The organism is Bifidobacterium stellenboschense (genome assembly GCF_000741785.1).
In the GTDB taxonomy this organism is placed as follows: Bacteria; Actinomycetota; Actinomycetes; order Actinomycetales; family Bifidobacteriaceae; genus Bifidobacterium; species Bifidobacterium stellenboschense.
Genome location: NZ_JGZP01000011.1, coordinates 116,346 through 140,164 on the forward strand (window position 1 = coordinate 116,346; position 23,819 = coordinate 140,164).

Annotated in this window: 17 protein-coding genes; 14 read left to right on the plus strand and 3 right to left on the minus strand. The window is 66.1% G+C overall.

Annotated elements, in window-relative coordinates:
• The first annotated feature begins 312 nt into the window (after nucleotides 1-312).
• Nucleotides 313-1,026: a helix-turn-helix domain-containing protein gene (locus BSTEL_RS04780; RefSeq protein ID WP_051922854.1), complete on the plus strand. Its 714-nt coding sequence runs from the start codon at nucleotides 313-315 to the stop codon at nucleotides 1,024-1,026.
• Nucleotides 1,027-1,449: 423 nt separating this feature from the next.
• Complete coding sequence (locus tag BSTEL_RS04785; protein WP_034527754.1) at nucleotides 1,450-2,091, plus strand: hypothetical protein; 642 nt, start codon at nucleotides 1,450-1,452, stop codon at nucleotides 2,089-2,091.
• 108 nt (nucleotides 2,092-2,199) lie between these two features.
• On the opposite strand, the gene BSTEL_RS04790 is transcribed toward BSTEL_RS04785, so the two are convergent.
• The 3 genes from BSTEL_RS04790 to BSTEL_RS12710 form a co-directional block, all read right to left on the minus strand.
• Nucleotides 2,200-3,795, minus strand: a complete 1,596-nt coding sequence (locus BSTEL_RS04790; RefSeq protein ID WP_162178978.1) for a hypothetical protein — start codon at nucleotides 3,793-3,795, stop codon at nucleotides 2,200-2,202.
• 124 nt (nucleotides 3,796-3,919) lie between these two features.
• Nucleotides 3,920-4,951: a PPK2 family polyphosphate kinase gene (locus BSTEL_RS04795; RefSeq protein WP_034527758.1), complete on the minus strand. Its 1,032-nt coding sequence runs from the start codon at nucleotides 4,949-4,951 to the stop codon at nucleotides 3,920-3,922.
• A 58-nt stretch (nucleotides 4,952-5,009) separates the two neighbouring features.
• The gene (locus BSTEL_RS12710; RefSeq protein ID WP_238567629.1) at nucleotides 5,010-6,002 is read right to left on the minus strand and encodes a hypothetical protein; all 993 of its coding nucleotides are present in this window, start codon (nucleotides 6,000-6,002) and stop codon (nucleotides 5,010-5,012) included.
• On the opposite strand from BSTEL_RS12710, the gene BSTEL_RS04805 reads away from it, so the two are divergent.
• The 12 genes from BSTEL_RS04805 (at nucleotide 5,980) to BSTEL_RS04855 (ending at nucleotide 23,810) form a co-directional block, all read left to right on the plus strand.
• Entirely contained in the window at nucleotides 5,980-6,297 is a 318-nt protein-coding gene (locus BSTEL_RS04805) for a hypothetical protein (protein ID WP_156963162.1), read from the plus strand. The two genes, BSTEL_RS12710 and BSTEL_RS04805, sit on opposite strands and share 23 nt — an antisense overlap.
• 385 nt (nucleotides 6,298-6,682) lie before the next feature.
• A complete protein-coding gene (locus BSTEL_RS04810) occupies nucleotides 6,683-7,627 on the plus strand; it encodes a hypothetical protein (RefSeq protein WP_156963163.1) in 945 nt (314 codons plus the stop codon).
• Nucleotides 7,628-7,828: 201 nt separating this feature from the next.
• Entirely contained in the window at nucleotides 7,829-7,978 is a 150-nt protein-coding gene (locus BSTEL_RS12090) for a hypothetical protein (RefSeq protein WP_156963164.1), read from the plus strand.
• Between the two features lie 40 nt (nucleotides 7,979-8,018).
• The gene (locus BSTEL_RS04815) at nucleotides 8,019-8,318 is read left to right on the plus strand and encodes a hypothetical protein (protein WP_034527763.1); all 300 of its coding nucleotides are present in this window, start codon (nucleotides 8,019-8,021) and stop codon (nucleotides 8,316-8,318) included.
• Nucleotides 8,319-8,366: 48 nt separating this feature from the next.
• Entirely contained in the window at nucleotides 8,367-10,571 is a 2,205-nt protein-coding gene (locus tag BSTEL_RS12715; RefSeq protein ID WP_034527765.1) for a TRAFAC clade GTPase domain-containing protein, read from the plus strand.
• Nucleotides 10,572-10,601: 30 nt separating this feature from the next.
• Complete coding sequence (locus BSTEL_RS12095) at nucleotides 10,602-11,594, plus strand: hypothetical protein (protein WP_156963165.1); 993 nt, start codon at nucleotides 10,602-10,604, stop codon at nucleotides 11,592-11,594.
• A gap of 123 nt (nucleotides 11,595-11,717) precedes the next feature.
• The gene (locus BSTEL_RS04830) at nucleotides 11,718-13,376 is read left to right on the plus strand and encodes an Hsp70 family protein (protein WP_034527769.1); all 1,659 of its coding nucleotides are present in this window, start codon (nucleotides 11,718-11,720) and stop codon (nucleotides 13,374-13,376) included.
• A 32-nt stretch (nucleotides 13,377-13,408) separates the two neighbouring features.
• Complete coding sequence (locus BSTEL_RS04835) at nucleotides 13,409-15,553, plus strand: Hsp70 family protein (RefSeq protein WP_051922855.1); 2,145 nt, start codon at nucleotides 13,409-13,411, stop codon at nucleotides 15,551-15,553.
• A 6-nt stretch (nucleotides 15,554-15,559) separates the two neighbouring features.
• Complete coding sequence (locus tag BSTEL_RS04840; RefSeq protein WP_034527770.1) at nucleotides 15,560-18,694, plus strand: zinc ribbon domain-containing protein; 3,135 nt, start codon at nucleotides 15,560-15,562, stop codon at nucleotides 18,692-18,694.
• A 50-nt stretch (nucleotides 18,695-18,744) separates the two neighbouring features.
• Nucleotides 18,745-19,941, plus strand: coding sequence for a P-loop NTPase family protein (locus BSTEL_RS04845; protein WP_034527771.1), 1,197 nt, complete (start codon nucleotides 18,745-18,747; stop codon nucleotides 19,939-19,941).
• A gap of 36 nt (nucleotides 19,942-19,977) precedes the next feature.
• Nucleotides 19,978-22,884, plus strand: a complete 2,907-nt coding sequence (locus BSTEL_RS04850) for a GAP1-N2 domain-containing protein (protein WP_034527772.1) — start codon at nucleotides 19,978-19,980, stop codon at nucleotides 22,882-22,884.
• Nucleotides 22,885-23,279: 395 nt separating this feature from the next.
• Nucleotides 23,280-23,810, plus strand: coding sequence for a hypothetical protein (locus BSTEL_RS04855; protein ID WP_156963166.1), 531 nt, complete (start codon nucleotides 23,280-23,282; stop codon nucleotides 23,808-23,810).
• Nucleotides 23,811-23,819: the final 9 nt, after the last annotated feature.

A 23,819-nucleotide genomic window follows, 5' to 3' on the forward strand; every position in this document is an offset into this window, starting at 1 on the left:
GGTTCCGCCTCTATGGCCGGCAATTTAAGCCAGTTACACACTTTCCGAGACAGTCCCGTCATTGACATGGGAACACTTCTTTCCCTCCCCTATTCCCAATCCGAACGGCTTCCCGAAAGTGCGGAACAGGCTCTTGACCAAACCAATGGCACGGTGACGGAACGAATTACGAGACACAGGGATAGAATAGCTACAGGGGCAAGGCCGCTCCATACGCACGAGGGGATGCAATACACGAGGGGATGCGATGATGAACATTTTGGTTGCGGTTATGAGGAACACGCTGAACGATGCAATATACGAGGGGATGCGATGATGAACACGACGGATATACTGCAATCGATCATGGCCGACACGGGGTGGACCGCGAGCGAGCTGGCCAGACACATGGGCATCGACAAGTCGTCGGTCGCCAAGGTGCTGCGCGGCGAAAGAAGCATGGGATCCGACCTGCTCGCCAAAGGCTTGGAACGAGCCGGATTCACGGTCAGGGTCGAACGGTCGGCACCGTTCGACCCGTCTCCGACGGACGAACTGCACGGGCTTCTTGCCGAATTGCGTCGGCCGATCGACCAACGGCTCATCGACAACGGCATGACATGGCGTTCCCTGTCGTCGCGCCTCGACGACCTGTTCCACGCTTCCGACCGCGACGACCAATGCATCGCATTCACACAGGCGTCCTACGGCATACGGGACCATCGATGGCTCGCCACATTGGCGGGAATCTACCGTCACCTGCGATGGGGAGACGGCACGTCTCGCCATCTCATGGCGACGACCGCCACCTCCGTGGGACGCCGATACCGCCTCGCCTCCCCATGGTCTCCGCTGCCGACGGGCATCATCGACCATGAACGCGAACGGTCGTCACGCAGGGGAAAGCAACCCGACACGACATTCTCCCAAGGCTTCCTCATCTACAACGTGCTGATACCGACCGCGGATCTTCCCGACGAATCCACGCCCACGAACGGCATCGGAACCAACGGCGGAACCGCATGGCAACGGACGGATATACTCTGAAGAAATAGCCAATCGACGATCATCGAAGCGGATGAGGGGAAGAAGGGAAACATCATGCGGTATTGCGGACGATGCGGAACGAGGAACACCAACGAGTGCCGGTTCTGCACGGGATGCGGCAGCCCACTGACGCCGACAGACACCGAATCGACAGACACCTCACCGATGAGCACCACACCGATAGGCGCCACACCGATGAGCACCACACGGACAGGCACCGCGCAGACGGGGACCGCGCAGACGGTGATTCCGTCAAGGCGGCCGCCGTTGCCGCCACGGCCCTCCGCACCGGCTTCCACCGCGCAAGGCTCCTCCGCTCAGTCCCCGCAGCCGCCTCGGTACACGGCACCCCGGCCGTCGGTACCACTCCCGGCAACGACCACAACCACGTCCACGACCACGACATCCGATGGACAGCCCGCCATGCCGAAGACGACGGACAACGCCGACACGCTGAAATACGTCGCCGTCGCGCTGCTGCTGGGATTCCTGATCGTCTGCGTCATCGTGGCGTTCGCGTTCACCAACAAGACGAAGGTCGACCCCTCGACATCATCGAACAACACATTGCCGGAGCTGCCTGCGGGCGTCGTCGGCTACTACTCCAACAAAGACTCCGACAAGGACAAGTGCACGATCTACAAGGCGTTCCGCACGTACTACGACACATCGTCGTGCCGGCCCAAGTGGATGGCGAACATCACATCCGATGGCACGCTCTCCGATGTCACAAGCGGCACCCACTACCGGACCAAAGCGACAGCCGACACGACGGACGACACACTGGGGACTTACGGCGAGCTGACACGCGACCTGTACTTCCTGGTGGCCGACGGCGACATCGAGGAGGACGAGATCGACTCGTCGCTCACGCTCCATCTCTCCGTGTGCGATGCCGTCGACGACGAGGATGACGGTTCCTACACCGGGTGCCACGAACTCGACTTCCGCGGCACCGACATCAACGACTACAATCTGCACGTATTGTCGCTCACCCCGCGTGAGATCATCATCGCCTCGGACGCCAACGGCACCATCTACCGCTACGACGCCGAACAGAGCTGACCCTCCCTCCTTTCCTCCGCACGACCCTGATGCGCGACACGCTGAGGGAGGGGATCGGCGTCGTCCGTGATGGCATGGGGAGGGAAACTTGTCTCAAACTCCGGCGGTTCAGTCGTTCCCCGGACGCGGCGGTAGCGGAACGGAGGGAGGGACGCCGTGTCCCGTTCTCGGCGGCAACGGCACGGAAGGTTTGGAATCGACACGCGTCGGTAATGGAACCGGCGGCGACGTACTCATGGTCACGCCCACCGTCGCGGCTCCGGACGGAATCCCGTCGGGCGTGACCGAGGGAACTGGCGGATGCCCACCGTCGTCCGTCGGAGACGCCGACGAGCTTCCCGCCTGCCGTCTCCGGCGGATGACGATCCACGCAACCGCCGCGACGACGACCAGAACGGCTCCGGCAGTGATGCCGATGCCCACGGTCCTTCCCACGGATCCGGCCGCGGAAGGACCTTCGATGCTCGACGTGATGCCGGTGGAATACGCGGTGATGCCGAAGTGGTTGAAAGAGCCTTCGCCATCGGTGGTATGAGTCGTCAGCAGCACTCGCCCGTCATCGCTCAACGCGTATACGCCCTCACGCGAGGAGTTCTTCTTCAGTGTCGTGAGCGTGTCTTTCTCGGTATCGTAGGAGAAGATCTCCTTTCTGTCATAGCCGGCGAAGAACAGGTATCGGCCGTCGTTGGTGATTTCGGCGAAGTCGTAGTAATCGTTCTTTACGTACTCCTGCACCTGGTCATACAATTCACGGGACAGCTTCTCGCTACGCACCGCCCTGCCCGAGTCGTCCGTGATCGTCAGCATCATGTCGTCGGAGTACTCGTGCGGCAGATCATCGTCCGGCGAGCCCGACTGCATATGCATGTAGGCCTGCGCGTGTTCGGCATCCGCCAGTTTCCTGTACGGATGGTCGAAGAACAGCTCCCCTTTGCCGCTTTCCGGATCGATGCGGGCGTAATGGGTGACTTTCGAAATCGAATCGTCGTGCGTGCCGTGCATGGACAACGGACTTACGTAGGCGATGATCGACCCGTCGTCCGCCACGTGCAGCGGGTCGACGAACTGGGTGGCGTCGACGCCGCCGATGACGATGTCATGGGTTCCCGCCGTCGAACAGGTCGACGCGTCCACCGTCTTCAGCACGGGCTTCGTCCCGTTGAGTATGACGTGGATGCGTTTGCGGTCGTTGGACGCCAACGTGCCCGTCGCGGCGCCGATGTCACATGCCGCCGTCACCTGCTGCGTTGCGGGATCGTATATCTGCATGTTGCTTGAGGCTTGCAGATTGTACTCATCGCCCAAATCGGAATCCAGCTCATACGACAGCACCGCCAGCGACCCGTTGTCGGGGGACGTGCGAACCTCCTTGGCGTTCCACATGTCGACATTGCCGTAGGTCTTGACGTCACCGGTCTTCATGTCGAAGCCGAACAGCGCCGATCCTACGGAATCGGTCGTGTAGAGGGTCTTGTTGTCACTGGAGAGCACGACGGGGAACACCATGCCGTTGTTCGGCGCGAGGAAGTCCGCGGACCCGTCGGTGCGGTATACATGGATGCCGCCATGCTGGTTGACACCCACCGCCTCGCCGGTGCCGTATGCGTCACCATACAGATATGACCCTTCTACGCTCAACGTGTGCTGTTGCGTAAGCGCGGGTTCCGCCGCGTAGGCCGCGGGAGATGCCGTCAGCATCGCCAAAAGACATACGGCGATCGTTGCGATCGATGCACCGGCGGCCGCAGGGCGGCGGATGGCAGATGGACGGCATGTGCCGGATTCGTTCGCGGTCATGATGGTTCTTTCTCGTTGGTCGGCTAGGCGGCTAGGCGGCGAGGCGTCGTCGGGCCTCGTCGGGGTCGATCTCCGGTTCCAGCGGAGGCCAGGACATGTTCATGTTGCGCAGCGTGGTGCGTAGCAGCTCCGAGACGACGGCCCTCGAATACCAGCGGTTGTCGGCGGGGACGAGATACCACGGGGCGAACGTGGTGCTGGTCTTCTCGAACACTTCCTGCCATGCGTCCATGTAGTCGTCCCAACGGTCCCGCGCGTCCAGGTCGGAGATGTCGAACTTCCAGTATTTGGTGGGATCGTCGAGGCGTGCGAGGAAGTGCCGCCGCTGCTCCTCGCGGCTGGAGACGAGGAAGATCTTGATGACCGCGCATCCGGAGGCGACGAGACTGCGCTCGAACGCGTTGACCAGATCGTAGCGTTCCCGCCACACGCTTTCGGGAAACGTGCCGTACACGTGCGGCATGACGATGTCCTCGTAATGCGACCGGTCGAACACGCCGATCCATCCGGGTTGGGGCAGTTCGCGTTCCACGCGCCACAGGAACCCATGGGACGCCTCCTCCTCGGTGGGTTTACCGAACCCGTGGTAGTGGATGCCCATCGGGTCACCCTGACGGAACACGTGGCGCACGATGCCGCCCTTGCCGGAGGCGTCCATGCCCTGCAGCACGATGAGCAGCCGTCTGGGTGAGCCCTTCACGCCGTTCGCGTACATGAGCCGCTGGTAGCGGGCGATGCCCGACGAGCTCAGGTCGATGAACCGTTCGCCGTCGTACTTGTCGCCGTCGAATCCGGGCGTCTCCCCCGCGCCGGACGCGGCCATCTCCCCCACATCCACTCCATGATGGAACATGAGCCGCTGCGCGGGAGGCAGCGACCAGACGGCGCTCAGCAGCTCGCTTGATTTGGCGGCGTTGGCGAGGCGTTCCGCCACGGTGTCGCTCTCCTCGATAGCGCCGATGCGCGCCTCGGCCGCGTCGAGCGCCTTGTCGACGCGTTTGCGCGCCGACTTGCCGCCGCCCTTGCCGGTCTTCCTGTCGTCCTTGATGTCGTCCTTGGCCATGCGTCCGATTGTACGCCGCCGCGCACGTCCGCAGAAGGCCGCCGCACCCGCGCCGCGCTCATTCCAGGTTGACCGGCAGGCAGTCGACCTGCCCGTATCCGTTGGAATGGCACCAGTTCCACGCGTCATCGGTCGATCCGAAACTCTCGCCGGAGATGATCACGTAGTATTTCGTCGGGTTCGCGTCGTAGGTCGGCCAGTCGCCGGACCAGATGAGCAGCACGTTCGGATGCTTGTCGCGCAGCGTGATGAAATGGGCGAGGATGTCGCGGCAGCTCCACGTCTTGCCGTCGATGACCATGCCCTGCCGTTTGCTCGACAACTGCGTCGTGTACGTGCTCATGAACGCGGACGCCTTGGATTTGTCCTGCGCGACCTGCCATTGCAGAGCGTTGCACGCGTCCTGTTCGGCCTCGTCGTCGGAGGCGCTTTCGCCGCCGAGCGCCCCGGACCGGGAGGATGGTCCGGTCGACGTGGACGCGCCGGAACCGGCGGACGCCGCGTAGACGTATTTGACGATGAGCTCGGCGGGATCGTCCTGGAACGTCCGCTCCAGTTCGGTGGCGGGACGGTAGAACTGCGTGGGCGCATACGAGAGCTTGATCCGCTTGCCCTTCGCGGGGATCGTCTGCATGTCGGACGAGAAGTCGAACACGGCGTCGGCGACCGTGTCGCCGCTCGAATCGCGCAGCGTGACGCGCGTCGAATCGTCGTCGAGCGTGGTGGTCGTACCGGATTCGCAGTCGTCGGACGGCGTGACGAGCACGGTGACGACCAGATCGTTGCCGACGCTTTCGACGGAGACGACCTTCATGTCCGGTTCCGCGTCGCAGGCGAGGTTCCTGCCTTCCGTATCGGGCCAGGAATCGTCGGAGCCCGTCGTGGTGGATTCTGAGGACGCCGACGTGTCCGACGACGATTGCGCCTGCGTGCCGAACTGGAACGGCTTGTTTCCCTGTGACACGGAGATGACGTACATCAGGAGCAGGATCAGCAGACCGATCAGTATCGGGGACAGCACGGCGAGCGTGACTTTCGTCTCCGAGCTCATGCCCGACGATCCGGACGCGTTCGGGCGCAGGGGCCGCGCCGCCGGCATCTGCGGACTGGCGGCGGATGTGGATGACGAGGACGCCATCGCGTCGTTCGCCGCCGGGCGCGGCGGGACGGACGGTCGTGGCGGCATCGCCGGCGACGGCGCGACGCCCGTCCCCGCCCCATACGGCACGGTGCGGTTCGCGCCGCCGTCGAGCACCGTCGCGTCGTTGACCGGCGCGGCGGCGAGCGGCGCTCCGCATTCCGTACAGAACCGGCATCCCGCCGGATTCGAGAATCCGCATTGCTGACAGACCATGATTCTTCTCCGTTCTCCTTGACATCCGCGGCGACCGCTGCGATGCGGCTCGACGGCCTCCACTCCCCCGAACCACATGCGAGCGGAGGCCACTGCCTCGAAACTCATTCCAGTATATGCCGCGACGGCCACGGATCGGGAGACGAAAACCGTCCGACCGCGCGAGCGAAGCCCCCCCCCCGGACAATTCCCGGTCGGGATGCGTGCATGTGGTACGATACGGCTTGTTCAGGGCACTCGCCCATCTCCTTCTTCTTGTATGCAGATGCGCTTTTCAGTTTTTCGCATCCGGATGCGCCCGTTTCGCGACATATCCCCGCCGACGGATATCGACGAACGGCGTGCGACGGTTTCGCGCGCTGAGGAAGGATCGAACGATGTTGGCTCTCCCCTCATCCCGCCCGCAGCGGGTGACCGACGGCGAGGACACGCGACGGCTCGCACGCTACGTGCTGTCCGGCTCACGCACGAGGCCGGTGCTCGTCGTCACCGCGCGGGGGAACGCGCACGACGCGTGGAACGACGTCGAGGCGATCGCGGCGCTGACGGGCGGCGCGTTGGACGTCGTGCTGCTCGACGGAGCCGGCAGGACCGTCGATGGCGCGGACGAGACGTTCAACGCGGCTCTGGCCGCGGACGGCCACGGCACACCCGGCGTCTACAACGGGGCGGCGCGGCTCTACCCCGCGCCGCCGGCGGCGACGACGCTCTACTATCTGGACACCGCGGCGCATCGCGGCCGGCTGATCGCCGACCTGCTGCGGCGCGACGACGATGCCGCCACCGGACCGTCCGCCGCGCCGTCCGAAGACGCCGTCCGACGGTTCGTCGAACGGTCCGACGAGACGCGCTCCTACGATCTGGAGGAACTGCGCAGACGGCATCCGGCGCATGTGATCCGCACGAAGGCGGAGGCGCGCGAACTCGCCGACCTGCTGCTGTCGCCGGAACGCCGCAAACCGGTCGTCGTGGTGTCGCGGTCGGCGGGATCACGCCGGACGTGCGTGGACGTCGACCTCATCTCGACCATGCTGCACGGGCTCGCCGCGACCGTGATGCTCGACTCGAACGAGGCGATCTCCGAGTTCAAACGCCACGTCGCGCAACCGGCGTGGGTGTTCGGCGACGCGGGACGCGTGTTCCCCGCCGACGCCTCGTGGAACGACCCGAAGGCGCGGATGCGGCTGTTCCTGCCGAACGAGCACGTTTCGCGCATGCTGCTGACGAACATCATGATCAAGGACGCGCTGCTGCTGGTCGCCGACGGCCTGCGCGAGAGGATCTCCGAGAACCGCGTGGACCACACGAATCGCACGGAGTGAACCGCCCGCACGAATCGTACGTCCCACGCAAGTCGTACCGCACCGCCGCGACCCGGCGGTGATACGATGAGAACTGTTTTCGAGGCACTCGCCTCCCCTCTTTTTCAATGTCGAAACCATTGCGCCCGAAACCATGCGGCAGTCGCCCGACGTACGACGACCGTGCGATGTTCGGGCCGGACGGAGGGAAACCATCATGCCATGTACACCTATTACAAGCCCGGCGAATACGGCGCGGACAGCAGCATGGTGCGCGACTGCCCCAGCTGCGGCGCACGCTGCTACAGCAGCTACTCGCTCAACAGCCACACGAACACCGCCGCCTGCCCGTACTGCGGCCGCGAGTTCTGACGCGTCGCGATACCGCCGATTCCAAGGGGAAGGCCATCGGATGGAGGATTTGTTCATCGTACTCGCGGTCATCGTTCTGGTGCTCGTCGTCATCTACTATCTGGTGGTCTTCCTCATCAAGATCCTGCCGATGATGCTGACGGTCATCGGCGTCCTCACCGCCGTCGCATTGGGGACGATGCTCGTCATCGGACTCGTCAAAGGCGCGTACGGCGGCATCGTCGGCTACTACGAGACGCTGCGCGACGTGTACGGCAAAGGCAGGGGGCTCGCCATCGGGCTCGCCGTCACCGCGTTCTGGATCGCGCTCGGCGCACTCGCCGTGGCGCTCGCCGTGTGATGCGACGGCGCCGCCGTATCGACGCATCATCGGGAAAGGCTCATGCATATGGGGAAGAAGAAGGGGACCACGAAGCCCGCGAGACCGCCGAAGCCGCGCAGACCCGACGACCCGGCGAAGGTCTCGTACCTGTTCGGCCCGGGTTTCGCCGACATTTCGCGGGTCATCAGGTCCACTACGGACAAGGCGCGCACGAACATCGACGATATGACGCGCGCCGCTGTCGAAGTGTCCGAGGGCACGACGTTCGACAGCATGATCGTACGCGCCGGATGGACGGCCTGCCGGTACGTGTACTGGCTGGCGTGCTGTCTCGGCATGGTGGTCACGAGCGTCATCTACTGCGTCGGCATGCTGCTGCCGCAGACCATCGCCTTCCTGTGCTACGAGCTCGTCGGATCGGCATTATGCGCGGCCACATGGCTGACCGACACGCTCTTCCTCGCCATCCTGCGCATCTCCAACGTCTGCGACTACTGCCACAAACGGTTCGCCCGCCCCGTCTACCAGTGCCCGAACTGTGGCGCCAAGCACCGCGACCTGTTCCCCGGACGCTACGGCATCCTCCACCACACCTGCCGATGCGGCCAGAGACTGCCGTCAAGCATCCTCGACCGCCGCAAACCGCGCCGCAAGCTCACCGCCCTGTGCCCGTACTGCCTCGCCGCCGGTCATGACGAGATCATCCGCTCCGCCGGCAGCCGCACCATCTGCATCCCCGTGGTGGGCGGCGCCTCAAGCGGCAAGACCTCGCTCATCAACGCGTACGCCGTGTCACTGATCACGCGCCGCGCCGGCGAGCATGGCCTCACCACGCGCTTCTACGACGAGGCGCGCAAGCAGCGGTTCGCCACGATGGTGGCCGACAGCGAGCGCGGCTTCGTCGACAAGACCGCCGTCGAGACCGACGGGCAACGCGCCAGCGCGTTCTCGATGAGCTTCTATCTCGACGGGGGCGGTCTCAGACCGTCGCGTCTCGTGCAGCTGCTCGACATCGCCGGCGAGACGTTCGTCCGCGGCGACGAGAACGAACAGCAGAACCAGTATGCGCACTGCGAGGGCATCGTGCTGGTCATCGACCCTCTGGCCATTCCCCAGGTGAAGGCCCGCGTCGCATCCGGCCTGCGCGGCACGGACGCCGGCTCGATCAGCGCCTCCCCGCTCGGCGACGTGATGAACGCGCTGCGCAACGACATCGACGCGAATCTGGCGAGGAACCGCGGCAAACGTCTGACGACGCCGTTGGCCGTCGTCATCAACAAGGTCGACGCGGCGCCGCTCCTCGACGAGCGTCTCGACGCGCCCGCGATCGCACGGTTCCGTCAGGCGGAGCCGGAGCGATGCGCGAACGACCTCGACACGATGGATTTCCTGTGCCGCCAGTTCCTCGTCGACATGGACATGGGCGACGTGGTCGACATGATCCAGCAGCAGTTCGCCGTCTCCCGGTTCTTCGCGGCGAGCGCCATCGGGCACACGGCCGGCGAGGGACGGTTCATGCCGCGCGGCGTGGACGACGTCATCGATTGGATCGTCTCGCTCAGCGACCCCGCCCTCGCCAAGGCGCTCGCCATCCACGAGTTCCCGAAGACGAAGTTGCCGGTGTTCACGCCCGGCATCGGACGGTTCGAGGGCATCCCCGCCGAGGCGGCGCAGCGCGAACGCGACCGCATCGCGCAGGAACAGGCCAAGGCGGACAGGGAACGCGCCAAGCGGGAACGCAAGGCCCCGCAGGGGCATGCCGGTGCGGCGACGACATCCCCGGTACCTGCACCTGTTCCATTCACCCGGCCGGGTCCTGCGCCGGTTCCGCCCCCCACGCCCATTCCCTCGGCACCGGAACCCGTATCGAGGCCCGCGCACCCCGCCGTCGTGCCGACTCCCCCACCGCAGCCGGCACGACGGCAACAGGCGAGTCCCGTGCCGATGCCACAGGCACAACCGATACAACCTGCGCAGCAGCCCGCCCCTCAGCCAGCACGACGGAGCTTCAGACCGCAACGTACCCGCCCCTACCACCGGGCGGGTACCGGAGCGACGCCCTCCCAGGGCATCCCCGCCCCGAACGAGCCGCTTCCCGCGAACGGCGCTCGATCCGGCACCGACCGGCGAGACGCGCAACCCAAGGTGCCGCGGCCGGCCATGCCGCAGGAACCCGCCCCGTGGACGGGCCAACCGTCCGTTCCGTCGCCCAGACCGCGTCGGACACGGCCCCGGCGCACCGGCAACGACCATGACAACCCGCACCAATAGACGACCACACCAAACCGAAAGGAATCCATCATGCTCGGATCCAAGCTTCCACAGCCCGTTCCCCCGGACGGACCGCAGGCATCGGCCGTTCCGGCAACGGCCGATGCACAGCCCGCACTGCCGGTCTCCCCCGTCGTGTCCGAGACGGCCCCCGCTATCCCACCGGCCCAACCCACCGAAACGGTTGCGACTCCTCAGCCCGCGCCGGTCGAGCCGACGGAGCCAACGCCCGAACGAGAACCCGAACCATCCGAATCAGCGGCCGAACCCACCGAGGCCCCCGTCCAATCAGAGATTCCCGCCCCGTCCGGTGAGTCGGGAGTCCCCGTCTCACCGGCACCGACCGTTCCCGATTGGACTGACCGCTTCGATGGTCTGGACGGGCGGCTGGCCGACGCCGACGCCCGTCTCGACGCGTTCGACGCCCGCTTCGAAGCGCTGGGCAAGCGCCTCGACGGATTGCGTGAATCGTTGGACGGACTCTCAGAGGCGTTCTCGAAGCGGTCGCAATACGACGAGGCCAAGGAGAAGGTCATCGACCGCCAGCATGCGGAACTCAACAAGCTGCGCGACGGACTGACCCTCGATCTGAGGGAGCCGGTGCTGCAGGACATCGCCTCGGCGCTCGCCAAGATCAACACGATGAAGGGCGAGCTTCCCGAAGACGACGCCGAGGCGCAAAGCATGCTGGAGGACATCGACTACATGCTCGGCGCGATCCTCGACGACTACGACGTGGCGCGCGTCGACAGCGAACCGGGTTCCCGCTACAACGCGGCCCGCCAGAGGTTCCTTCCGAAGGACGTCGAAACCACCGACGACCCCGCCAAGGCACGCACCATCGCACGTTCCAAGGCACCCGGCTACGTCTACGAGGCCGGCGAGCGCCCGCGCGTGCTCCTCAAGGAGCAGGTGGTGATGTACAAGGTCGTCAAACCGGCGCCACCGGCCGAAACTCCGGACGGACCCGCCGACGCTCCCGCGGCCCCCGAAACCCCTGACACCCCGTCGTCGATCGGCTGACCCGCCGAACACCGTCCGCCCGAATCCCGACATCCGGAATCCGCGTGGACGGCGCATATATACGTGCAGCGTCGCTGCGACATACCACGCATAACCGCACAACACCATAAGGAGAACGACATCATGTCGAAATACGTGTATGGCATCGATCTGGGCACGACCTACTCGTGCATCGCCTATCAGGAGGGCGACCGCCCGACCGTGCTCAAGAATCTGGACAACAACTCGGACACCACGCCTTCGGTGGTCCAGTGGGGCGAGGACGGCACCGTGATCGTCGGCCAGGAGGCCAAGGACACCTCCGTGCTCGAGGAATCCGCAGGCCGGACCGTATCCTTCGTCAAGCGGCTCATCGGCAAATCGCAGGTCGCCACCACCATCGACGGACGGCAGATCTCCCCCGTCGAGGTCTCCGCCTACATCCTGCGCGAGCTCGTCCGCCAAGCCCAACAGCAGACCGACGACGAGGTCAAGGACGTCGTCATCACCTGCCCCGCCTACTTCGGCGATACCGAACGCACCGCCACCAAGCAGGCGGGCGAGATGGCCGGGCTCAACGTACTGTCCATCATCGAGGAGCCGACCGCCGCCGCCATCTGCTACGGCGTCACCAAGGCCGACTCCAACAGGAACGTGCTCATCTACGATCTGGGCGGCGGCACGTTCGACATCACCGTACTCAAGATCACCAACGGCGAGATCCGCGTGATCACCACCGAAGGCGACCATGATCTGGGCGGCAAGAATTGGGACGACGCGCTTTCCACGCTCATGGTCGACAAGTTCCTCGACGAGAGCGGCTACACGGGCGACCCGTTCGACGAGGACGGCAACGAGGAGTTCATGCAGCAGCTGATGATCGAGTCGGAGAAGACCAAGCAGGCGCTGTCGAACAGGACCAGCGTCAAGAAGCTCCTGGACTACAACGGACAGCGCGCGAAGATCGAAGTGACGCGCGACGAGTTCGACGACATCACCAGCGAGCTGCTCGAACGCACCAAGGACCTCACGCAGAAGGCGATCGACGAGGCCAAGGCGCAGGGCGTCGCCATCGACGAGATCCTGCTCGTCGGCGGTTCGACGATGATGCCTCAGGTACAGAACATGGTGGGGAACACGTTCGGCGTGCCGTTCAAGATCTTCGAACCGCATGAGGCGGTCGCCAAGGGCGCGGCGATCTACGCGATCATCCAGGCCACCAAACAGAGCGAGGTCAACAGCACCGAGGTCAAGGAGCAGGATGCCGAAGGCAACGACGTGGCCCGCGACACCACGACCGGCGAGACGCGCATGCTGCCGACCATCGGCGGCGGCTCCACGCTGCCCACCAACCTCAACGCCGACACGAAGGTCATCTCCGTCTCCACGAAGAGCTTCGGCATCAAGGCGAACGACAGCCAGACCGGCGAGCCGCGCATCTTCAACATCGTGAAGAAGGACGACGAGCTGCCCGCGCACGCCTCCCAGCGGTTCGCCACCGTCGACGCCAACCAGGAGCAGGTGCTCATCGAACTGTTCGAATCCCCGGAGAAGGCCGACGACCTGCCGGTCGACGCGAGCAGCAGAATCGGCGATTGCGAGATGAATCTGCCCGCCGGCCTGCCCGCGCACACCCCGCTGGAGATCACGCTGGCCGTGCAGGAGGACGGCACCATCTCCCTCCACGGCCAGACGCTCGACAACGGCACCAACATCGACACCGTGTTCAAGTCGGAGAACGTGCTGAGCAAGGAGGAGATCGAGGAAGCCAGGAAGCGCGTCTCCACCGGACTCGTGTTCTGACATTCATCACGGCGAAGGAACGGAATCGCAACATGGGCATCAGGGTCGGCATCGACTTGGGGACCACGTATTCGGCGGTGGCGCGCATCGACCCGGCGACGGGCCGGGCGACCATCATCCCAAACAGGTACGGGCATGCCGTCACGCCTTCGGTCGTGGCGGTCACGGAGGACGGCGAGGAGTTGTTCGGCGAGGACGCCAAGGAGCGTCAGGAGCTGGGCGAGACCGGCACCGCGTCGTTCTTCAAACGGGTCATGGGCGACCCCGGATTCAGGCTCGACCTGCCCGGGCGTCCATGCACGCCGGTCGACCTGTCGGCCATGCTGCTCAAAGGCCTCGTCGGCCAGGCCGAGATGATGTCCGGTGAGCACGTCGACGCTGCGGTCGTCACCGTGCCCGCCTACTTCCGCAACGCGGAACGCGAGGCGACCCTGGCCGCGGCACGCCGGGCGGGCATCACGGTGCTCGGCCTGCTCAACGAGCCGACCGCCGCCGCCTTCGCCTATGGCCTGGGCGGGTCGAGCGCGAACCGGACGATCCTCGTCTACGATCTGGGCGGCGGCACGTTCGACGTGACGCTCGCCCGGGTGGATGCCGGCGAGATCCGCATCCTCGGCTCGGACGGCGACCATTATCTCGGCGGGAAGGACTGGGACGACGACGTGGCAACGTGGATCGCCGACCGGTTCGAGGACGAGTTCGGCGAGGATCCGCTGGACGACACCGAACAGGCCGACATCATCGGCGTGACGGCCGAGAAGACGAAGAAGCGCCTCACCAACGCCACGTCTGCCCCGGTGAGCGTGGCATGGCACGGACATCGAGGACGCTATACGCTCACCCGACGCGAGTTCGATGAGCTGACCTCCTACCGGCTCATGCGCACCGCCGACATCATCGACCGTCTGTTCGCGAGCTTCACGCCGGCCAGACGGTGGAGCGACGTGGACGGCGTGATTCTCGTGGGCGGTTCGACGCGCATGCCCCAAGTGCACGAATACGTCGAACGCATGACCGGCAAACCGCCGCTGGCCGGCGTGAACGTCGACGAGGCGGTGGCGCTCGGCGCGGCGATCCGCGCCAACCAGGATGCCTCCGGCAATGCGACGCCGCCCACCATCGGCGGCACCAAGGCCCGGAACCAGGCGCTGCCGCTCATCGGCGGCAGGAAGATCACCGACGCGACGTCGCACGCGCTCGGCATGATCGCCGAATCCGAGGACCGCGAACGCTACGTCAACGACATCCTCATCGCGAAGAACGCCGCCATCCCCGCGCGCAACACGCAACGTCGCGAACTGGCCGTGCCGAGGCGCGGCGGCGAGCTCGACGTCTACCTGCTGCAGGGTTCGGAGCCGGCGCCGCTCGACAACGACGTGGCGGGACTGTACGCGTTCACCGGCATCCCGTATGTGGATGGAGGCCGCACGCTCATCGACGTGACGTACCGCTATGACGCCGACGGCGTGATCAAGGTATCCGCCACGCAGGTCGAGACCGGACGGAAGCTCCACATGGAACGCAGACCCCTCCCCGATGACATGAGCTGGCTGGAACGCAGCCCGAAGAAGAACGACAGGCAGGCGCCGCCCGCGGGCGCCGTGTATCTCGCAATCGACTTCTCGGGCAGCATGTGCGGGAATCCCTTCCGCCAGGCGATGGATGCCTGCCGGGATTTCATCGCCTCCATCGATGTGGCGGCGCTCAACGTCGGCCTCATCGGCTTCGCCGACAGGACCAAGACCTATCTCGAACCCACGGATGATGGCGGAGCCATCCGGCAGGGCATACGCGACCTCGCCGCCGGATTCGACGCCGAGGAACTGTCCTTCGGGAACGATGCCTCCCCGTTCCCCGACGTCCTCGCCGGGGGACTGGACCGATACGACGGGCCGAAGTACGCCATCGTCCTCACCGACGGCGTCTGGTACGACCAGGACACGGCGATCCGACAGGCGCGGCAATGCAACGAGGCGGGGATCGACACCATCGGATTGGGATTCGGCGGCGCCGACGAAACCTTCATCGACGCCATCTCCTCGATGAAGGACCTCGCCCGGCTCACCGATCTGAGGCATCTGGGCGACAGCTTCTCGAACATCGCACGCGTCATCGGCGGCTCCACCGGCCTCGTCTCGGGCTCGTCCGGCACCGCCATCGGCCATTCCGGAAGGTGATTCGACATGACATCCAATGACGGCAACGGCATCAACTTCTACCAGCTGCTCGACCTGTTCGACTTCGAGCATGATCTCGTCGGCCGCGCGGACGAGGACCCTGCCATCGCCAAGACGTTCACCGACGCGTTCAAGGCGCAGGAGGCCCGCTGGTCGAAGCTCCGTAACAACCCCCGCGAGGGCGCGCAGGCGCAGCAACGGCTCGACGAGCTGAACCGCGCCAACCGCGAACTACCCGCGTTCCTCGCGTCCCGCGACGAACGCGCCCGGCAATACGCCGAAGCCCGGGCCCGAGCCGAGCACGACGTGACCGCCATCATCACCATGTTCGCGATCAAAGGCTACATGACGCCGGATGACCTCGCCACCATCGCGGGCCAGGCCAAGGAACGATACGGATACACGGTGCCGCAGAACGTGGTGCGTGAGCTCATCCCCTCCACCATGGAGATCCGCGAACAGGAGACGCGCAAGGGACGTGAGCTCGCCAAACCGAAATCCTTTACGGCGTTCAACAAGGCTGAGTCGGAACTGGCCACCTGCGGCTACCGTGACCTCTACCAGATGCTCGACCCGGGCAACATGCGCCCGGCGGCCACGTCCACCGCGGTGTGGCTGAAGAAGGCGACCGCCGACGACCCGAAGAACAACGCCAAGCAGGACGCGCGCACCACCGCCCTCAAGAACCTGTACAAGATGTGCATCGGCAGGGTGTTCAAGGACGATGCCTCCCGCGCCGCATACGACGACTATCTCGCCTACACGGCCATGCAGCGGGTGCTTGATGAGGTGGCGACGGTCTTCCAGCCGTCCGGCGTCCTGCCGCAGGACGTGGCCGACAAATACGTGGACCGCATTCTGGAGGGCGGCACCTCGCACGGCGCCGCAATCACCCGCGACGACGCCGAGGACCATCTCATCTGGTGGTGCCGCACCCATGACATCGCCTATACGCCAGTCCAACAGGAAGAGGCCGCCGCCGGGCCGAAGGCGGAACCCTGCCCGTGGTGCGGCATGCTGCTCGCCCCCGGCACCTCCACCTGCGCCCACTGCGGCGGCCAGGTGGAAGTCGCCTGCCCGCAGTGCCATGAGCGGAACCGCGCCGACGTACGCTTCTGCGGCAACTGCGGCTACGCGTACACCAACCTCGCCAAGGCGACGGCCCTATGCGACGAGGCCCGCGGCGAAGCGGCCTCGCTGCGCTTCGACGAGGCGGAACGACTACTCGATCAGGCGGACGGACTATGGGCGGGACTGCAGGACGTCACGCGCACGAAATCGGACATCGCGAACACGCGCCGACTCGTCGGCGATCTCGGCACACGGCTCCACGCCGCGATCGACGCCCATGAGCTCGCCAACGCCGACCGCATCTACCGGGAGATCGCCGGCCGAAGCCCCGGCTTCGCCGATCCCGAAGCGAGGAACGCCATCGACACGGGCCTTGCGAAGGCCAGGAACGCCGCGCTTCTGGCCCGTTCGGCACCGACTCCGAAGACGCTGCCGGAACTTCTGGACGCCTACGACGCCTGCCGTGACCTGCCGGAACTCAACACGGCGCTCGCCGCCTTCACGCCCCGACCGGTCGCCGCCGTGCAGGCGAAGGCGGACGGAGCCGGCCGGCGGATCGTCGTCTCGTGGCGGCCGGCGTCAGGCCCGCAGCCCTCCTATGTGCTGGTGCGCAAGCGCGGCTCGCGCCCGCTAACCATCCGCGACGGCGAGACGCTCACCGAGACCACGGCCACCACCTACGTGGATGCGGACGTCGAGCCGGCGGTCGACTACTGCTACGCGGTGGCCGCGAAGGTCGGACCGACCATGTCCGCGGCCGTCCCATCCCCTGCAACGACCGTGCTGTTCGAAGTGGACGACCTCAAGGTCACGCCCGACGAATCGTCGGTGCATATGGCATGGGGCAGGCCGCGCGGCGGCGTGGTCGAGGTGTGGCGCCGCCCCGACCGGGCGCCGGTCCGGCCGGGCGACGGCGTGCGCGTGACGAACGTCATCGATTCCGGCATGGACGACCGGGGGCTTGCGAACGACGTGCCCGTCCACTACACGGTCTTCGTCGGATACCGTATGCCGGACGGCACGCCCGCCTATTCCTCGGGCGTGCGGGTCACGACGACGCCCTCCGCGCCGGCCGAGCCCATTGACTTCCTCATGGCGCAGCTCATGCCCGGCGACGTGTTCTCGCTCGAATGGGACGCTCCGGAAGGCGGCGAGGCCCGGTTCTACGCGACACGCGGTCGCATCCCGTGGCGCAAGGGCGACATGGTCCCGTTGCGGGAGATCGCCTCCAAGGCATCTCCACTGCCGGTCACGCCACGCGGCGACGACACCGGCACGTTCCGGCTCGCCGACGACGCGATCTACCACATCGTCGCCGTGACCGCGAAGAACGACATGGGCGTGATCGGCGAGACGACCACCGTCTCGAAGCGCAAGGCGGTGGAGATCACGCGCATCCAGGCCTCCGGCGCGGACGCGATCGTGCGCTTCGATTGGCCGAAGGACTGCACGCGCGTGCTGCTCGCATGGCGCACCGACCGGTTCCCCGCCTCCGCGCAGGAGAAGGGCGCGACCACGATGGGCGCGACCAAGGCGCTCTACGACATGGCCCAGGCGCTCGTGGTCAGGGGCCTCGACCCGCACGCCACCTACTACTTCAGCCTGTTCGCGCTCATCGGCGAAGGCACCTCCTCATCGTATTCGGCGAGCAGCAGCCGCATGTTCAGCTTCAGCGGCATGCCCGGCGTACCACTGCCCGCCCGGGCGGCCACGGATCGCGGCGGCGTGCCGATGCCCGGCATGGGCGCGCAGGCCGTCTATCAGGTGACGGCCCACAAGGGCGGATTCGGATTCGGCCGCGTGTCCCGCGCCCAGCTCGACATCAGAACCTCCGGCCCGCTGCCCGCCACCGAACTGCGCGGCCAGCAGGGCGCCCTGCCGATGTTCGTCACCCAGGGCGTGTCGATCGCGCAGATCCCGCCGATCGACGCGGCCGGCTCCCACAGCTTCCCCCTGCCGGCGAACCTGCTCGCCAAAGGCGTGTTCTACCGGCTGTTCTTCACCGACGAACACGCCTACGAGACGAACAGCCTCACCGTCGCCCCCGGTGTCATGCCGCGGATCGGCTGACGAGGATGGCGACGAATCATGCACACGAACGAAGAAGGAGACCACGACCCATGTTCATGAGAAGACGCTACCTGTGCCCGTTCTGCTTCACCGAGCACGCCCTCGACGATGTGGAGTTCGAATGTCAGTCTCGGGCCCGCTGCCGCACGGAGCCCGACGAGCAGATGGCCCGGTACCTGGGCGAGCCAAGCCATATGGGCCACCATCATTTCCGTTCCGCGGCCTCATCGCGGTTCGGTTCGGTCATGCCCGACGTCGCCGAGTGCGATCTATGCCATCAGATGAGCCGCGCGCGCGTCTGCCCCGCATGCCACAACCAGCTGCCGAGCGACATCGACACGGCGGAGCCGATGATCATCTCGCTGATCGGCACGCGCGGCGTGGGCAAAAGCACCTATGTGGGCGTGCTCATCCACGAGATGATGAAGCGGCTCGTCCGCCCGTTCGGCGCCACGTTCACCCTGCCCACGGCGCTCGACCAGAGCCAATACCGCGAACGGTTCGAGGCGCCGCTGTACAACTACGGCCAGCCGGTCGGACAGACGCACTCCTACGACAACCTGAGGATCGAGAAACGTCCGATCCTCGCCACGCTCACGAAGACCGAACGCTTCGGCAGGCTCAGGACCTTCACGCTCGTGTTCTTCGACTCCGCGGGCGAGGATTGGCAGAACCCCGACATCATCGCCTCCGTGGCACGCTATGTCAGCCATTCGGCGGGCATCATCTTCCTGCTCGACCCGCTCAACAACCGCACGGTGCTGGGATCCATCACCGATCAGGCGGCCATCGCCTCCTCCAAGGTGGTCGGCTATGATCCGGCCGCCGACCCGGCCACCGTGATCGGCAACGTGGCCACGCTGATCCGCCAGCAGCAGGGGCTGCGCAACAACCAGCGCATCACCATTCCCGTGGCCGCGTCGTTCTCGAAGCTCGACGTGCTTGAGGACATGGGCTTCGTGCGCGGCTCCACGCTGTCGCGCCCTTCGCCCCACGCCTTGCAGGGCGTGTTCGACGAGAACGACTCCCGGCTGGTGGACGGCGAGATGCGAGGCCTGCTCGAACAGTGGGGCAACGGCGATTTCCTCGCGTTTCTCGACCAGACCTATGCGACGAACCGGTGCTTCGCGTTCTCCGCCTACGGACGCCGCCCCGACAAGGATTCCCAAGGCCGCATCCCCGTGCCGGTTCCCAAACGCATCGAGGACGCGATGTTCTGGCTGCTGCATCTCAACAAGGCCCTGTAGCAGCCGACAGACACACATGTATACGCGAAAGGTCGCATGATGAAAGCGGAACAGCGGATCTACACCTCCTGCAACAGGGGCATCTCCGGGAACACGTCGGGCTTCCAGGTGTACTCCCAGTCCCCCGGCATGGCGCGATGGCTGGCCGACGGCAACGATCTGGGCCCACAGGAGTACGCCGCCCCACGTGGCCCGCAATTCCCGCCCCAGCCAAGCACCCCCGAAGAACTCGCACTCTACCCGAGCCGCAACCATTTCGGTCCCATGAACGGTCCGGACGGCCTGTACCGCTTGGCGTTGGCCACGTACATCGGCCGCGACTACCCGGAGGGCGTGATCCGCGGAGGCAACTACATCGACCACGCGCTCGTGGTCCGCACCGCCGACATGGACGCCTACCCATGCCAGTACATCCAGTCCCCCACGTTCTGGACGACGATGGATCTGAATCTGGCGCGCAGCGCACAGGCGCCGCACCCGTTGCCCGAGGTGGAGCCGCAACGCAACGGCGTCACAGCCGAAGCCGTACGGCGGTTCATCGCGCAGGACGAGCCGAACATCGGCGTCCCGCGTTCCCAGATCCTCACCGACATGCTGCGACGCTTCCTCGGCCGGCATACGACCGTCGCCGGCAAACCGTACACACGCAGGATCGTCATCCGCTGCAGCGCCGACGACTTCACGATGTGGGTGTCGGCGATCCAGATGGCGCTGCCCATCCGTCAGGCCCTCGGCTACGGCTTCTCCACCTATGAGAAGGACATCACCTACGCGAACGCGGACATCGTGCGCGCCGTGGACGGCATCAACGGCATGTCCGCCGATCTCACGGCATCCTGCGCCGTGTTCGACCTCCTCGACCCTTCCGCGCCGCAACCGCCGCACATGGTCTTCGGCGCGGACGAGCCCACGCCGGAGGCCAGCGTGCTCGAATCCCTCACCGCCGACGAGCTGTGCACGTTCATCGTGGGCGCCATGCAGTACAGTCCCGACTCGCTGACCGTGTTCCACCGGTTCCTCGACGAGACCGATTATGCGGGCGCGGACACGCAGCTCGGCGCGGCGTACGCGCTGCTGCGGCTCGTCAACGGCATGACGCCGTTCGCGCGGATGGACGCCGACTCCATCGACGCGGCGATCGCGTTCCTGCAACGCCATTGCCGCCCGGACATGTGGCGGCGGTTCGCGGACGGCATGTTCCGCGACATCGCCTCGACGACCTTCGACGAGCGGCGGCTCGACATCATCGCCAACACGCTCGGCGGCATCGCGGAAAGCGATTCCGATTATGCGGCGACGGCGGCGCAACGGTGCCTCGATCTCATCGTCGACGTGTTCTCCACGTCCGCTCCGGACCATACCGCCTACGAGCAGCGGCACGCGATCGCCGCCAACGTGTTCGCCGCGGCGCACCGCGACCTCGACACCGAACTGTTCGCACGTCTCGCCGACAATCCGAACATCGATCTGGGAGACGGCGCCGCGCCGGGAACGCCGATGCCGTGGACGGCGCATGTCGTGGCGGCGTGGTTCGCCGGCGCGGTGCGCGCGGCCGCGCAGGCGACGCGCGGCGACGATCCGCTCGGACGACCGTTGAGCATGATGGTGCAGGCGGCCGGCACCCGCAACACGCTGATGATGGACCGGATCGTCCGCGTCATCATCGCCCATGACGGCGACGCGGACGCCTCCCGTCTCGTGGACGACACGGCGCGCGCGCTGGCGCCCATACCGTGGGCGTGGTTCCTGTTCCTCATCGACGTGCTGTCCGGCAGCGCGGACGCACGGTTCGTGGACTCCCCGCAACCGGCTGCCCTGCCGAGCCAGGCCGCCGCGGCCTGTTATGCGATGCTGCGCGACTGGTATCTCGCGCAGGACGACGACGTGCGACTTCGCTGCCTGCGGACGCTATGCGGCGACGCCGAATACCATCGGCTGGCCGACCTGCTGTTGAGCGAGCAGGCGCGATCGGCGGACACGCCGCCGTCCCGGTTCCTCGACCTGCTCGCCACGCCGGCCTTCGGCGATGCCCTGTCGGACGCGTACAGGCAGGCGCACCTGAACCAGCTGCTCGGCATCATAGAGACGGCGGCCGGGCGTGACGGCTCGCCGTTCACCCGCTACCGCGGCATGGTCGCGGCGAGCCGGCTGCTCGGCGCAAACGTGCCGAAACCATGGTACGAACGGCAGATCGCCGACGTGGACGCGGGCATGCCGCTCGACGCGCGGCCGGGCGACGACTACGACCGGCTGCGCGACAGCACACGGCAACTGTGCGGCCAATTGGGCACGCCCGTCCCGCCGCGCATGCGACTCGTCGGATACCGGCGTCTCGTCACGTCGCTCGCGCGTTCGGTCACGACGAAACGCCCCGACGAGAACGCGGCGAACGTCGCGCTGCGACGTATCCAGGCCTCCGCCGCGGGTCTGCCGTTGGCAGCCGCCGGCAACGAGCTGGACGCGTATCTGGGCGCCATCGCGCGGGACGTGGCGGCATGCGTGCCGACCGGACGATCCGGCTGGAGCCTGCAGGCGATCGTCGTTCCCCGCGATCATACGGCGACGATCATCCGCGCCGTGATGCGCGAAACCGCCGCCCACGCACGCGCCGACGACATTCTGCTCCTCATCGCCGTGGACGCGGGATTCGTCGACGGCACACAGGGCGTGCGCTACCGCGCGGACCAGCTGGCGCGCGCGATCGCCGAGGAGCTGGCCGGCAACGGCGTGCGGTCGAAGACGCTCGCACGCGCCGACGACAAGCGGCAGATGGACAAGCTCATCGCACGCTACGAACGGTCGTACGGGATCCGGTTCCCCGACCAGTCGTTCGACGAGCTCTACAACGGCATCATCGTCGCATTGGAGGCGACGGAACAGCGACACAGACCGTCCATCCTCGGTGCGGTCCAAGGCATCTTCGGCGGGAAAAGGAGGCATTGATCATGACGAACGGATCCTCTGGGTGGACACGCTCCAGCTCGGCCTCATCGAACGGCGGGAGCACCACCGGCTCGGGCGGCACCACCGGCGACGGCCATGGCGGGTGGACACGCTCCGGCGCCGCGCAACCGGCAGGTTCTCCGGCACCGAGCGGCTGGACACGCCCATCTTCCTCGTCCGCGCCGTCTGGTGGCTCACCGGTATCTCCGATGCCAGGCGGTTCGGGTTGGTCGCGACCTACCTCCTCCTCACCGTCCGGCGATTCCACGGGGAACGAACCCGATACGTCCACCCCGTCACCATCAGGCTCATCATCCCCGACGCCCTCGGCGGGGAAGCCCGGCACAGCCACACCGACCGAACCGGTCGAACCGATCTCGATCGCCTCGGTCGGCGTGGGCATGCTGGGCTCGCTCTCCCCGATCATCCTCCTCCAGGTCTTCCAACCGGGGAACGCGCGCATCCACATCACGCCGACGATGATGGCAATCGTCGTAATCGGCGCCACGACCGCGTATCTCGTGACATATCTGGCATGCCGGTATCTGGGCCGCATAGCCACGACCGGCGCGGACCGCCTTGTCTGCGCGGTCGTCACCGCGGTCATGGCGTGCGGCGCCGTGATGTTCGCCAGCTCGTCGATCGTCGTGCTGATGATGGGGCAGCTGCATGCCATCCCCCTCACCGCCTCCCATTTCTTCACGCCGCGATACCAGCTTCTGCCGCAGATACCCATAGCCTGGGCGTACGCCGTATTCGCCGTACTGGCCTTCCTCATCGCCGCATGGCTCGCGACCGCGGCGGAACGGCCGACGACCGGCAAAGGGGCACGCATCGCGCTGTACGTCATCGTCGCCGTGGTCGTCGTCTTCGGCTGCGCCATCATGCCGGCGGTCCAGCTCGCCTCCATCGGCTTCCGACCGTAGGACCGGACG